13 protein-coding genes are annotated in these 12692 nt (G+C 69.9%); 10 read left to right on the top strand and 3 right to left on the bottom strand.

Translation table 11 applies throughout. From position 1 onward, the window contains the following. Window positions 1-156 precede the first annotated feature (156 nt). From ACFW01_RS35430 to pheA, 8 genes are read left to right on the top strand one after another with little or no spacing between them, the layout of a single operon-like run. Window positions 157-1761 carry an AMP-binding protein gene (locus ACFW01_RS35430; protein WP_234954141.1) on the top strand — a complete coding sequence of 535 codons (1605 nt, stop codon included), beginning with the start codon at window positions 157-159 and terminating at the stop codon, window positions 1759-1761. A gap of 9 nt (window positions 1762-1770) precedes the next feature. After that, on the top strand, window positions 1771-3324 hold the full coding sequence (locus ACFW01_RS35425; protein WP_234954143.1) for a phenylalanine aminomutase (D-beta-phenylalanine forming): 1554 nt from the start codon (window positions 1771-1773) through the stop codon (window positions 3322-3324). A gap of 17 nt (window positions 3325-3341) precedes the next feature. After that, complete coding sequence (locus tag ACFW01_RS35420; protein WP_234954145.1) at window positions 3342-3758, top strand: 3-hydroxyacyl-ACP dehydratase FabZ family protein; 417 nt, start codon at window positions 3342-3344, stop codon at window positions 3756-3758. Beyond that, a complete protein-coding gene (locus tag ACFW01_RS35415) occupies window positions 3751-4245 on the top strand; it encodes a 3-hydroxyacyl-ACP dehydratase FabZ family protein (RefSeq protein ID WP_234954147.1) in 495 nt (164 codons plus the stop codon). Before ACFW01_RS35420 ends, ACFW01_RS35415 begins: the two co-directional genes overlap by 8 nt. Beyond that, window positions 4245-4490, top strand: a complete 246-nt coding sequence (locus ACFW01_RS35410) for an acyl carrier protein (protein ID WP_234954149.1) — start codon at window positions 4245-4247, stop codon at window positions 4488-4490. The genes ACFW01_RS35415 and ACFW01_RS35410 overlap by 1 nt, the downstream gene beginning before the upstream one ends. A 44-nt stretch (window positions 4491-4534) precedes the next feature. Continuing rightward, the gene (gene aroH / locus ACFW01_RS35405) at window positions 4535-4978 is read left to right on the top strand and encodes a chorismate mutase (RefSeq protein ID WP_234954151.1); all 444 of its coding nucleotides are present in this window, start codon (window positions 4535-4537) and stop codon (window positions 4976-4978) included. A gap of 2 nt (window positions 4979-4980) precedes the next feature. Continuing rightward, the gene (locus ACFW01_RS35400) at window positions 4981-6198 is read left to right on the top strand and encodes a 3-deoxy-7-phosphoheptulonate synthase (RefSeq protein WP_384510561.1); all 1218 of its coding nucleotides are present in this window, start codon (window positions 4981-4983) and stop codon (window positions 6196-6198) included. Window positions 6199-6224: 26 nt separating this feature from the next. After that, complete coding sequence (gene pheA / locus ACFW01_RS35395) at window positions 6225-7088, top strand: prephenate dehydratase (protein ID WP_234954153.1); 864 nt, start codon at window positions 6225-6227, stop codon at window positions 7086-7088. A 66-nt stretch (window positions 7089-7154) separates the two neighbouring features. On the opposite strand, the gene ACFW01_RS35390 is transcribed toward pheA, so the two are convergent. The 3 genes from ACFW01_RS35390 to ACFW01_RS35380 are packed head-to-tail and all read right to left on the bottom strand — an operon-like array spanning window position 7155 to window position 10688. After that, entirely contained in the window at window positions 7155-8282 is a 1128-nt protein-coding gene (locus ACFW01_RS35390; protein ID WP_384510558.1) for an FAD-dependent monooxygenase, read from the bottom strand. A 12-nt stretch (window positions 8283-8294) separates the two neighbouring features. Continuing rightward, complete coding sequence (locus tag ACFW01_RS35385; RefSeq protein ID WP_384510555.1) at window positions 8295-9359, bottom strand: methyltransferase; 1065 nt, start codon at window positions 9357-9359, stop codon at window positions 8295-8297. A 51-nt stretch (window positions 9360-9410) separates the two neighbouring features. Next, window positions 9411-10688, bottom strand: a complete 1278-nt coding sequence (locus ACFW01_RS35380) for an AfsR/SARP family transcriptional regulator (RefSeq protein WP_234954159.1) — start codon at window positions 10686-10688, stop codon at window positions 9411-9413. 207 nt (window positions 10689-10895) lie between these two features. Between ACFW01_RS35380 and ACFW01_RS35375 the strand changes: the two genes are divergently transcribed. Together ACFW01_RS35375 and ACFW01_RS35370 are read left to right on the top strand one after the other, a co-directional pair. Beyond that, the gene (locus ACFW01_RS35375; RefSeq protein WP_384510552.1) at window positions 10896-11831 is read left to right on the top strand and encodes an NADP-dependent oxidoreductase; all 936 of its coding nucleotides are present in this window, start codon (window positions 10896-10898) and stop codon (window positions 11829-11831) included. Between the two features lie 68 nt (window positions 11832-11899). Then, window positions 11900-12580: a class I SAM-dependent methyltransferase gene (locus ACFW01_RS35370; RefSeq protein ID WP_234954163.1), complete on the top strand. Its 681-nt coding sequence runs from the start codon at window positions 11900-11902 to the stop codon at window positions 12578-12580. The last annotated feature ends 112 nt before the right edge of the window (window positions 12581-12692 follow it).

The following is a 12692-nucleotide window of genomic DNA, read 5'->3' as shown; positions in this document are numbered from 1 at the left end:
CCACACACCCACACCGACCTGGCGATACACCGGGCGTCAAGACGCACTCCAGTCCTGCGCCCATCCGGCTGTCCCACAGTCGGATCCAAGGCCCCGAACCGACAAGGCAGCAATGGCGGCTCTGCGTGCCACCACCCGACTGACAAGGGAGACGCTATGGAACGCGCCCATCCTTCGGCGCAGAATCTCTATCGGCTGCTCATGGGGCCCGCGGCCGTCACTCCGGACAAACCCGCGGTGGTCCAGGCGGACGAGAACGGTGTTCTCGAGGAGATCTCCTACCGCCGGCTCGACCTCATGGCCCGCGAGTACGCGACGGTCCTCGACGGTCTCGGCCTCGATGTCGGTGACCGTGTGGTGGTCGAGGCGGACACCTCCGCGTCCGCGGTGGCCATGCTGCTCGCCTGTTCCCTCCTTGGCCTGCCGTTCATCCCGGTGAGCCCGCAGACCCCGGACACCCGGCTGCGGTCGATCCTGCGGACGGTCGAACCCGCGCTCCACGCACGGGCGGACGGCCTCGACCACAGGGAAGCGGCCGCAGCGGTCGGCAGCGCTCGTTTCGGCCCGGGCGGACTCGTCGTCGAGCAGTCGCCGGTGCGCAAGGAGCGCAGGCGGCGCAACGTCCTGGCCACCGACCCCGCGTACATCATCTTCACCTCCGGATCCACCGGCCGCCCCAAGGGCGTGGTGATGAGCCACCGGGCGATCGTGACGTTCCTGCGGGCGATGCTCGACGACGGTCTTGCCGGACCCGGCGACCGGGTGGCGAGCACCTCACCGCTCCAGTTCGACTTCGCCCTGTTCGGGATCGGCGTGGCCCTCAGCGGTGGTGCGACCCTCGTCCCGGTACGGCGCGAGGACCTCGCCTCACCACGGCGCATGATCGGATTCCTGCGGGACGCCCAGGTCACCCAGGTGCACGGCGTCCCCTCACTGTGGCGTCCCGTACTGCGCCACGATCCCGATCTCCTCAAGGAGCTGGAGCACCTGCGCTCGGTGGTCTTCGCCGGCGAGGAGTTCCCCGTCCCCGAGCTGCGCCGGCTTCAGGAGACGCTGCCCGGCGCCCGGCTCGTCAACGGCTATGGGGCCACGGAGTCGATGGCCGCCTCGTTCACCGACGTACCGCGTCCGCTGCCGGCCGGACAGGAACGCCTCTCGATCGGTCACGCCCACGCCGGCGCCGAGATGACCCTCGTCGACGAGCACGGTCACGTGGTCACCGAGCCGGGCCTGACCGGGGAGATCCACCTGCGCAGCCCGGCTCTGTTCACCGGGTACTGGAACGACCCCGAGGCCACCGATGCGGTGCTCGTGCCCGACCCGGCCGAGCCGCGGCTCGGGCAGCGGGTGCTGCGCACCGGCGATCTGGCCCGCCTGGGCGCCGACGGAGAGCTGTACTTCCTCGGCCGCTCCGACTACCAGGTGCAGATCCGCGGAAACCGGGTGGAACTCGGTGAGATCGAGGGCACCCTGACCCGTCTTCCCGCCGTCACGGCAGCCGCGGCCACGCTGGTCCCGCGCGCGGGCGACCACGTACTCGTGGCGGCCGTCGTCCTCGACGGTGCGCAGACACAGCTCGATGTGGGCGAGGCGCTGGAGTTCTGCGCCCGTGAGCTGCCCTCCTACATGGTGCCCCGGTCGATCCGCACCGTGCCGGAGCTTCCCCTGACCACCAACGGCAAGGTCGATCGCGCCTTGCTCAGCCAGGAACTGGCCGCCCCTCGCAGGACACCGGCCGCACGACAGGCCACGAACGCTTAGGAGTGACACGTGACGTACACCTTGTCCATCGGCCGGCGGGTGCAGCTGGCCGAGGTCGAATCGACCGCGGTGGCGGCCGACGAGGTAGCCATCGACGACACCGTACGCGAACGGGTGCTGGCCTCCCGCCGTACGCTGGAGAAGTTCGTCGCCGAGGAGCGAGTGATCTACGGCGTCAACACCAGCATGGGAGGGTTCGTCAACTACCTGGTGCCGGTCACCATGGCCCGGCAGCTCCAGGAGAACCTGCTCAACGCGGTGGCCACCAACGTCGGTGACCATCTGGACGACACCACGGTCCGCGCGATCATGATGTCCCGCATCGTGTCGCTGTCCCGCGGCAACTCCGCCATCTCCCCCGCCAACCTCGACAAGCTGATCGCGGTGCTCAACTCGGGTGTCGTGCCGTGTGTGCCGGAGAAGGGCTCGCTGGGCACCAGCGGCGACCTCGGGCCGCTCGCCGCGATCGCCCTCGTCTGCATAGGGCAGGGCAAGGCGCGGCTGAACGGTGAGGTCCTGCCGGGCGCCGAAGCACTGCGCCGGGTCGGGATCGAGCCGATGGAGCTCAGCTTCAAGGAGGGCCTTGCCCTGATCAACGGCACCTCCGGCATGGTCGGCCTCGGCAGTATCAACATCGCGCGGGCCCGCCGGCTCCTGGAGACGTATCTGCTCATCTCGGCGTTGTCCGTGGAAGGTCTCGCCGGCAAGACCAAGCCGTTCGACCCGCGGGTCCACGCGCTCAAGCCGCACAAGGGCCAGCAGGCGGTGGCCACGTTCCTCTGGGACACGCTGGCCGACTCCGCTCTCGCGGTCGACGAACTCGACACCGAGCACCTCCTGTCGGGCGAGATGGGCGACACCGCCAAGGCCGGATCGCAGTCCATCGAGGACGCGTACTCGGTCCGCTGCACCCCGCAGATCCTCGGACCCGTCGTGGACAGCCTCGCCTCGATCGAGCACGTCGTCGAGGACGAGCTCAACTCGTCCAACGACAACCCGCTGGTCGACCCCGACGAGACCGAGGTGTTCCACAACGGGCACTTCCACGGACAGTACGTGGCCATGGCCATGGACCATCTGGCGATCGCGATGACCACGCTGATGAACCTGTCGAACCGCCGTATCGACAGGTTCCTCGACAAGAGCAACAGCGAGGGGCTGCCCCCGTTCCTGTGCCGGGAGGACCCCGGGCTGCGGCTCGGCCTGATGGGCGGGCAGTTCATGACCGCCTCACTGACCGCGGAGACCCGGGCGAAGGCCATGCCCATGTCCATCCAGTCGCTGACCTCGACCGCGGACTTCCAGGACATCGTCTCCTTCGGCTTCGTCGCGGCCCGGCGCGCACGGGAGATCATCGACAACGTCGCCCACGTGGTCGCCTTCGAGCTGCTGTGCGCCTGCCAGGCCGTCGACATCCGGGGCACGGAGGGTCTTTCGCCCGCGACGCGGCGGCTCTACGAGCAGACGCGCGAGGTGGTCCCCTACCTCGACCACGACGTCTCGATCACCGACTACGTGGAAGCGCTCGCGCGGCGGCTTGTCACCGAGCCGGGCCTGGGCTGAGGAGTGCCGTGCGCACCGTGTCCCGGACAGCGAAGGTGTTCGACGCGCTCGATCACCCACCACAGACCGATACGGCCGCCGAGGGCATCCGGGTCACGGTGCGGGTCCCTGTGGAGCGGGCCACCGCACATATGGCGGGCCACTACCCGGGCTTCCCGATCTTCCCGGGGGTGCTCCTGATCGACTCCGTACGCCAGGCGGCCGGAGAAGCCCACGGCACCGAGCTCCGGCTGCGCAGCATCGACCGTGCCCGCTTCGCCCGCCCGTTGCTTCCGGGCGACGCGCTCGAACTGTCCCTGCTGCTGACGTCCGCCCCGGACGGACGCGTGTCGGTGCGCGCTCGCGGCGCGCGCTCCGACGGCGCGTTGGCGGCGCAGCTGACCCTCACGCTCGAACGTGTGGTGGCCGGCGAACCGGTGGTGGGCGATGCTTGACCACAGCCAGGTGCGCGAGCGGCTGCGCCAGCGCCCCCCGATGCTGCTGCTCGACACGGTGCGGGAGTTCTCGCCGCCCGACGCGCTCGTCGCCACCAAGGCCGTCACCGGCGGCGAGGACTGCTACCGGACCATGGCGGACGGAGCCGGCAGCGACGGCTTCGCCTATCCCCCGGTGCTTCTGCTCGAATCGTTCGGACAGGCGGTCTCCCTGCTGTGGTCGCTCGCCGGCCTGGGCCCTGCGGAGGAGATCCCGCTGATGGTCGGCATCCGCGATCTCGTGTACGCGTCACCGGCTGTGCCCGGAGACCTCCTCGAACACCATGTGCGGCTGCGCCATCACTCCGGTGCGGTCGGCGAATTCACCGGCGAGACCCGGGCGGCCGACCGCACCGTGCTCACCGTCGGCTCCCTCCTCGTGGTCTCCCGCCCGGCCGACAGCCTGCTTCCCACCCCACCGACACCGCATCCATCGAAGGACGGCTGATGAACGACACTGACAACCCGCTCTCCGGGGTCCGCGCGATCGTGGCGGAGGTCCTCGCCCTGAGCCCCGAGGAAGTCGACGACACCGCCGACCTCTTCCACCACTACGAGGCCGACTCGCTCAACCTGATCGAGATCGTCGCGCAGGTGGAGAAGCAGTTCCGCGTGGTGCTGCCGCAGAAGGAACTGCCTCAGGCACGCTCCATATCCGCCCTGTGCGATCTCCTCGCCGGCCAGGCGGCCTGACACCGCCCGCAACGGCCCTTTCCGTACCCACAGGAGGCAGGCCAGTGACGACCCCGACAAGCCAGGCACCGCCCGCGCCGGGCGCACTCGCCGTACGTGCCGTACGCGGTGCCACCCAGGTCGCCCGCGACGACCCCGCACTCATCGAGCAGGCCACCGGCGAACTTCTCGGCGAGATCCTGCGCCGCAACGGGCTGGGCGAGGCGGACCTGATCAGCATCGTGTTCACCGCGACCCACGATCTGTGCTCCGCCTTTCCGGCGGCGGCGGCCAGGAGGATGGGCCTCACCGACGTACCCCTGCTGTGCACCTCGGAGATCGCGGTCCCGGGCTCGCTGCATCGCGTCATCCGGATCCTGGCGCATGTGCACAGCACGCGGCCACGGGACGCCGTGCGCCACGTCTATCTCGGCGCCGCGGCGGCGCTGCGCCCCGATCTGAACGTGCCGCAACAGAGAACCGAGTCCCCTCTGCCCCAAGGAGCTTGACGATGTCCGTGATGCCTCTCGCCGCCCCCGTACCCGACCGCGCCCTCCCACCCGAGGCGGCCACGGGCCGGCTTGTCGCTCCGGAACAGCAGCCCGTGTGGGCCGATCCCGCGCGCGCGGCGGCGGTGCGTGCGGAACTCGCTGCCAGGCCGGGCCTGGTGGGCTGGGAGGAGGTGCAGCTGCTGCGCCTGCTGATGAGCGAGGCGGCCGGCGGCACGTACCAGATCATCATGGCCGGGGACTGCGCGGAGGACCCGGCCGAGTGCGGACCGCAGGCGGTCAACCGCAAGATCGGTCTGATCGACGCGCTGGCCGGAGTCATGAAGATCAACACTGGTAAGCCGGTCATCCGGATCGGCCGTATCGCCGGACAGTTCGCCAAGCCCCGCAGCTCCCCCACCGAGGTGGTCGACGGACGTGAACTGCCGGTGTACCGAGGCCACTTGGTGAACGGCCCCGCCCCCACACCGGAGGAGCGCCGCGCCGACCCCGACCGTATGCTCTCCTGCTACGCGGCGGCGGAGCGGGCCACCACGCTGCTTCGCCAGCGCACCGGTGCCTGGACGCCGCCCACCGGAGCACCGGTGTGGACCAGCCACGAGGCGCTGGTACTCGACTACGAGCGGCCGCTGCTGCGCCACACGGTGGGCGGCCAGAGCTATCTGTCCTCCACGCACCTGCCCTGGATCGGTGAACGGACCCGGGACCCGGAGGGCTCGCACGTCGGCCTGCTCTCGGCGGTGGCCAACCCCGTCGCCTGCAAGGTCGGCCCGGCCATGACCCCCGCGGAACTGGTGAATCTCTGCACCAGGCTCGATCCCGGCAGGGAGCCGGGCCGGCTCACACTGATCGCCCGCATGGGCGCCTCCCAGGTCATGGAGGCGCTTCCCGCACTGGTCACGGCGGTACGCGAGGCCGGTCATCCCGTGTCCTGGCTGTGCGACCCGATGCACGGCAACACCGTCAAGACCGCCACCGGCCTCAAGACCCGGTCGGTCCACACCATCATCGAGGAGATCGTGGCCTTCCAGCAGGCGGTCGCCAAGGCGGGCGGCGTCGCGGCCGGCCTCCATCTGGAGACCACGCCGGACGACGTCACCGAGTGCGTCTGGAGCGAGGCAGGCACCGCAGAGGTCGGCCGGCACTACACGACGCTGTGCGATCCGCGCCTCAACCCCCGCCAGGCCTTCACCGTCGCCGGGGCCTGGAGCGCCGCCTGACCGGCCGAGACCCGAAGGAACACGCCATGTCCATCGCATATCTGGGCCCGCCCGGCTCCTTCACCGAAGCAGCTCTCGACGGGCTCTACATACCGCGGCACAACGCCGTGTCGTATCCGACGGTCCGGCAGACCCTCGACGCGGTTCGCCGCCGGGAGGTGTCGGCCGGCGTCGTCCCCTGGGAGAACTCGGTCGAGGGAGCGGTCACCGAGTCCGTCGACGCGCTCGCCTCCAGGAGGGATCTGTCCGTCGTCGGCGAGACACTGCTGCGCGTGGAGTTCGCTCTCGCCGTACCCCCGTCCGGCACCCTCGCCTCCGTCCGGAAGGTGCTGACCCATCCCATCGCGCACGCCCAGTGCCGCACGTGGCTCGACGACCACTTGCCCCGGGTCGACGTGGTCACCACATCGTCCACCGCCCATGCCGCCCGCGAGGTCGGCACCACGGGCACGCCCGGCCTCGCCGCCATCGCCTCACCCACCACGCTCCGGCGCTACGGGCTCGACATCGTCGCCGGCGACATCGGGGACAGCCGGGATGCGGTGACCCGCTTCGTGAAGGTCGCCCGGCCCATGGTGGGCTCCCTGCCGACCGGCACCGACCGCACCAGCCTTGTCGTGCCGCCCACCGACGAGATGCGTCACCTGCACGACGTACTCGATGAATTCGACCGTTCCGGGGTACCGCTGACCTCCATCCTGTCCCGGCCGAGTGGCTCTCGACTCGGCAGCTACTTCTTCCTTGTGGAATGCGAGGGCCATGCGCAGGACCCTGTCGTGGGACCACTCGTCGCCACCCTTGCCCGGCGCCACCACGCCTTCGTCCTCGGCAGCTACCCGCGCGCCGATCTCGCCCTCGCCCTGCGGACAGCGGTGCCCGCCCAGACGTGAGAGGTCAGCCGGCAGTGCCCGCTCGGACTCCGCATCCGGGCGGGCACCGCCTCGTTGCCGACGGGCTCAGACCGGCTCCATCAGCCTGGCCAGCGCCCGTTCCACGACGGCGGTCTGCGCCTGTGGCGGCGCCTGCTCCTGTTCGAGCCTGCCGATCTCGATGGAGCTCTCGACCACGAAACGGCACCGCTGCTCGTGCCGGGCGGAGAAGGCCTCGAACGTCGCGGTGACCTCGCGGTGGCGGCCGAGTTCCTCCGCGAGCACCAGGGCGTCCTCGACCGCCATGCCCGCACCGGAGGCCAGCTGGGGCGTCGTGGGGTGGGCGGCGTCACCGATCAGGAGGACACGCCCCTGGTGCCAGGGACCCGGCAGGTTGAACGACTCAAGCGGACGGTAGGCGATCTCGGTGTCCTCGCGGATCGACTCCCGGAACGTCTCCACGTACCCGCCGTAGGGTTCGAGGAGTTCGGTGAGGCCGGCCGGCAGCTCGTGCGCCGCACGGACCGTCCGCGGCGTGCGCTCCACCACGAACATGTACATCCGCGTCGCCGAGACAGGTGTCCAGCCGACCTTGACCTCGCCGCCGAGGAAGTAGTGCCGACGGTCGACCTCCGGTGGCCTGGGGACGAACATCCGCCACACGCTCTGTCCGGTGTACCGCGGCTCGGGCGCGGCCGGGAAGAGCTGGCGCCGGGTCCGGGAGTAGATCCCGTCCGCGCCGATCACCATGTCGTAGCGGGCGCTCGTGCCGTCGCTGAAAGCGACGTCGACGCCGTTCACGTCCTGGCTGAAGGACGCGACCGACAGGCCGAAGCGCGGGCGCACACCACTGGCGAGCACCCGGGAGGACAGGATCCGGTAAAGCACCGGCCGTCCTATCCCGCCGGAGCCGCGCACCCCGGACCCGGACGGCATCGGCGTCGGGATGTCCCGGATGTACGTGCCGTCCACACCGCACACCCGTATGCCCTCGCCCACGTACCCGTGCGCCGCGACCTCCTCGTACACCCCGAGCTGGCGCAGCGCACGCAGCGTCGGTCCGGTGATGGTGAGGCCCGCGCCGAGAACCGTCCGGTCGGGCTCGATGTCGATCAGGTCGACGGCGGCGCCGGTGCGCCGCAAGGCGATGGCCGCCGCCATGCCGGCGATCCCGGCACCGATGATCAGCACGCGTACGGTCGGCTGCGAAATCATCGTGGTCGCCTGTCAGGCGTTCTTCGTGGCGCTGAGAATGCCCTGCAACGGTAGTGCGTCCGGCGGCAGCTGCGCCGGGTCCTGGGAGAGCTCCCTGGTGACGGTGAACCCCGCTTCCTCCAGCCAGCCACGGAACGTCGAGAGCTTCTGAGGGCCGCCCTGACCCGTGGCGCAGCCGAGGAAGAAGGAAGGGTAGTAGTCGACGCTCCTGGATTCCCTGATGTTCTCGGCGTAGATCGGCACCAGGATGTGGACCTGCCCGCCCACGTCGAGCGAGTCGTGGACACCCTTGAGGATCTTGAGTACGTCATCCCCGTCGAACATGTTCAGGAAGTGCTTGATCAGTACGACGTCGAACCCCTTGGGCACCGCCTCGAACACATCCCCGCCGATGAACGAGGACTTGTCGTCCACGGCGTGCTCGCGGAAGGTGCGCAGACAGTCCTCGCGCTTGTCCGGAAGGTCGAACGTGGTCACGTGCAGTCCGGGGGAGCCCTTGAACTTGTGGGTGTGGATCGCGCCGAGTCCGGTGTGTCCCGCCAGGTCGAGCACCTTCGATCCCGCCGGTATCTCGATGCTGTCGAAGAACCACGGGTCGATACGGTCGGTCACCGAGTCCATCAGCTTCGACCAGGGCTCGCGCAGATCGGCATGGACGGCCATCGCGCCGTACAGGTCGCCCTCGAATCCGTACAGCTCCTTCAGACCGACGACGGTTCCGGTGCGCACGCTGTCGGTGAGGTAGTAGAGCTGCCTGAGCGTGGTGGCCTTGATCTTGCCCATGAAGTCGAGGACCCGGCGCAGGTCGGCCTCGGGGACGTCCGCGATCGTGTCGAGCGCGTAGCCGCCCGAGTTCTCGTCGTACGCGACGAAGCCCTCCTTGACCAGCAGGTACAGGAGCTGTTCCACCGCGTCCGGCTTGGCGCCGACGGCGTCGCCGAGCTCCGCCGCGGTCATGCCGGGGCTCTTGCGGAGCTCGTCGACGATGCCGAGTTCGAAGCAGGACAGCAGGTTCATGAACCGTGCGGGGCCCACCATGTATTCACGGAACCGGGCGAGCGTGGCCTGTGCAGTCATGGAGCAATTCCCTTCGGGTTTCTCAACAGGTTGGTGCCGAAGCGGCGGCCGTCACCCGGTATCGGCGGCAGTCGCCCAGGCCCGGCCTGCCGCTGCTTCGATCCGCAGCCGCAGACGTCCCCGGCGCATCCGCCCCGTGGTCTCGTACAGCGCCTCCGCCACCAGGGGGTCGCTGAAGCGGAACCAGCCGAGTCGTTGTTCGTCCTCCTCGATCAGCCCCGCCGCGATCGCCTGGTCGAGGGCCGCGAGTGCCGTATCGATGTCGATCGAGGCGACTTCGGCGACGACCTCGGCATCGAAGGACCGGCCGGCGACGGCGGCCACGGCGAGCAGCTCAGGCGCGGGCCGCGTCAGTTGTCCGACACGGCACAGCACCACCTCGCGGACGGGCACGGATGTCGTACTCAGCTCAAGATGCAGGGGTAGCACCGTCACCAGCTGCCCGCGGCCGTCCTCCGCCGCTGCCGGCGCCTCGGTCAGCTGCCGGACGGTCGTCCCACGGCCGGCGAGGACCTCGTCACGCCGGTCGAGGGCCGGATCCTGGTGCAGTATCCGCTGCCGCAGCTGCTGAAGCCGCCGCGTGGGGTCGACGCCGAGCTCCTCGGAAAGGCGCGTCTGGATACCGCGCAGCACGTCGAGGGCGTCGGACTGGCGGCCTGCCCGGTACAGGGACAGACCCAGCAGCTCGCAGCCGTACTCACGCAGCGGGTTGGCGTTGACGAAGGCCGACAGTTCGGCCACGGCCGCTTCGTGGGCCCCCAGAGCGAGGAGCGCCGCACACCGCATCTCGACGGTGGAGAGCCGCAGCTCCTCAAGCCGTGCCACCTCCGGTACGACACAGGGGACGGCGCTCACCTCGGCGTGGGCCTGGCCCCGCCACAGCGCGAGACCCGCATCGCACTCGTGCAGCGTCTGGTGCGGGTCGTCGCGGTCCCGTGCCTGCCATCCCGCCTCGGCATGTGCGACGAAGCGCTGTACGTCGACGTCCACGGCGTCGGCGTCGAGGACATAGCCGCGCGCGCAGGTACGCAGAACCGTCGCCCGCGTTCTCGGCGCACGGCCGGGCTCGAGGACTTTGCGCAGGTTCGCCACGTACACCTGCAGTGAGGTCATCGCCGAAGGCGGGGGCCTCCCCTCCCACAGGGCTTCCAGGATGACGTCGGTCGTCACCTGCCGGCCGGCCTGGCTCACCAGGAGGGCGAGGAGCGTGCGTTGTTTGGGTGCGCCCAGATCCACCGTCCGGCCGAAGACCATCGCCTCCACGGGTCCCAGGGCATGAAATTCCACCGTCGTACGGCGACCGGTTTCGACCACCATCGTGTTCTTCATGATGAGCCCTTCCGGATTTGCCGAATACCGGGACCCCGGGTATCGCCCTCCGATGCTAGGAAGGCCGCTTCGCAATTCCCTTGAGCGCTCCTTGAGTGGGGGTCGAATTCTGTCGGCCGATCTGGCGGTGGACTCGCTTGCGGTGCTACCAACTAATGCGAGCTTGCTTGCGTTCTGAGCGATGATGAGAATGAGAAGAGGCTGATCATGAAGGCAGTGCGTTTCCACTCCTACGGCGACGTCGATGTCCTGGTGCACGAGGAGGCGGACCGCCCACAGGCCGGTGCGGGTCAGGTCGTGCTGCGGGTGGCCGGCGCGGCATGCAACCCCGTCGATGCCTCACTGCGTGCCGGGTACGTCAGGCAGGTGTTCGACCTCGCCCTGCCGCACGTGCCGTGCTACGACGTGGCGGGTGTCATTGCCGAGGTCGGCGAGGGTGTGGGCGACTGGAGCGTGGGTGATGCGGTGGTGGCATGGCTGCCGATCCCCGGGCCCGGTGCCGCCGCCGAGTACGCCGTGGCTCCCGCCGAGGCCCTCGCGGCGGCTCCCCGCAAGGGAGAGGCCGCGGACGCCGCGGCGCTGCCGTCCGTCGCGCTGACCGCCTGGCAGGCGCTGTTCGAGCACGCCGGTCTGCAGGCCGGCCAGACCCTCCTCGTCAACGGCGCCGGTGGCGCGGTGGGCGGCTATGCCGTCCAGCTCGCGGCGCGGGCCGGCGCATCGGTGACCGCGACCGCGAGCGCCGGGAGCCAGGACCGCGTCCGGTCGTACGGCGCCGAGCGGATCATCGACTACACCGCGACTCCGCTCCAGGAGGCCTTGGCCGGGGAGCAGTTCGACGTGGTGCTCAACCTGGTGTTCCTGAGCGACCCGGACGAGCTCGCGAAGCTGGTCGATCTGGTCGTCGACGGCGGCGTCTTCGCGAACACCGTCCCGCCGGGGCTGGCCGCCACCGAGCGCGGCGTGCGCAACCTGCAGGTCTTCGGCCGCAGCGACGCCGCCCAGCTCGCCGAGCTGGTCCGCCGCGTGGACGCCGGTGAGCTGAAGATCCATGTCGCCCAGCGCAGGCCGCTGAGTGAACTGCGGGCCGTGCACGAGGAGCTGGCCGCCGGGAAGCTGCCCGGCAAGACCGTCCTGATCCCCTGACCCCCTGACCCCCTGAGCCGGCGGCCCCGCGACCGCCCGGGCCGCACAGAACAAGGAGCACTGATCCCATGCCTTCGACATTGGAATCGGACGCCGTCGCCGCCACGCTGGAGCGGCTGCTGACAGCAGAGGACAAGCAGGATCTGGCGGCCGAATGGGCGGCGGCCGGGGTGGATCTGGGCGGGGAGTTCCCCGCCGACATGAGCGCCGCCGAGATGGCGGAGCGCACCAAGGACATCATCATGTCCGTGTCCAGGAAGGGCGGCGAACTCCTCTATCTGCTCACCAGGGCCGTCAAGGCGCGGACGGTCGTCGAGTTCGGCACGTCGTTCGGGATCTCCACGCTCTATCTGGCCGCCGCGGTGCGCGACAACGGCGGCGAGCGGGTGATCACGACCGAGCTGCAGCAGGACAAGGCGCGCAAGGCGACGGAGAACTTCGCCGCCGCCGGGCTCGGCGATCTCATCGACCTGCGGCTCGGCGACGCGCGCGAGACCCTGCGTGAACTGCCCGAGCAGGTGGATCTGCTGCTGCTCGACGGGTGGCTCGATCTGCGGCTGCCGATTCTGCGCGTCGTGGAACCGCGGCTGCGGCCCGGCGCCCTTGTGGTGATCGACGATGTCGACCTCGACATCGGCCGCGGCGTCTACGCGGAGTTCCGCGACTACATCAGCGACCCGGCCAACGGCTACCTCTCCGTGACGATCCCTGTCCACCAGGGAGTCCAGCTCGCTCTGAAGGTCGGCTGACACCTCAGGCGCACCGGCGGACAGAGCCGGCCGCGGCCACCCGGTTCGCCGATGCTGCCACCGGAACTGCCGCCCCTGCCCGCCCTGACCCGCGCCGAGGCGGAGCTGATCG

The sequence above is a fragment of the Streptomyces sp. NPDC058985 genome (assembly GCF_042740985.1).
In the GTDB taxonomy this organism is placed as follows: domain Bacteria; phylum Actinomycetota; class Actinomycetes; order Streptomycetales; family Streptomycetaceae; genus Streptomyces.
This window is presented reverse-complemented; position numbering and strand designations above follow the sequence as displayed.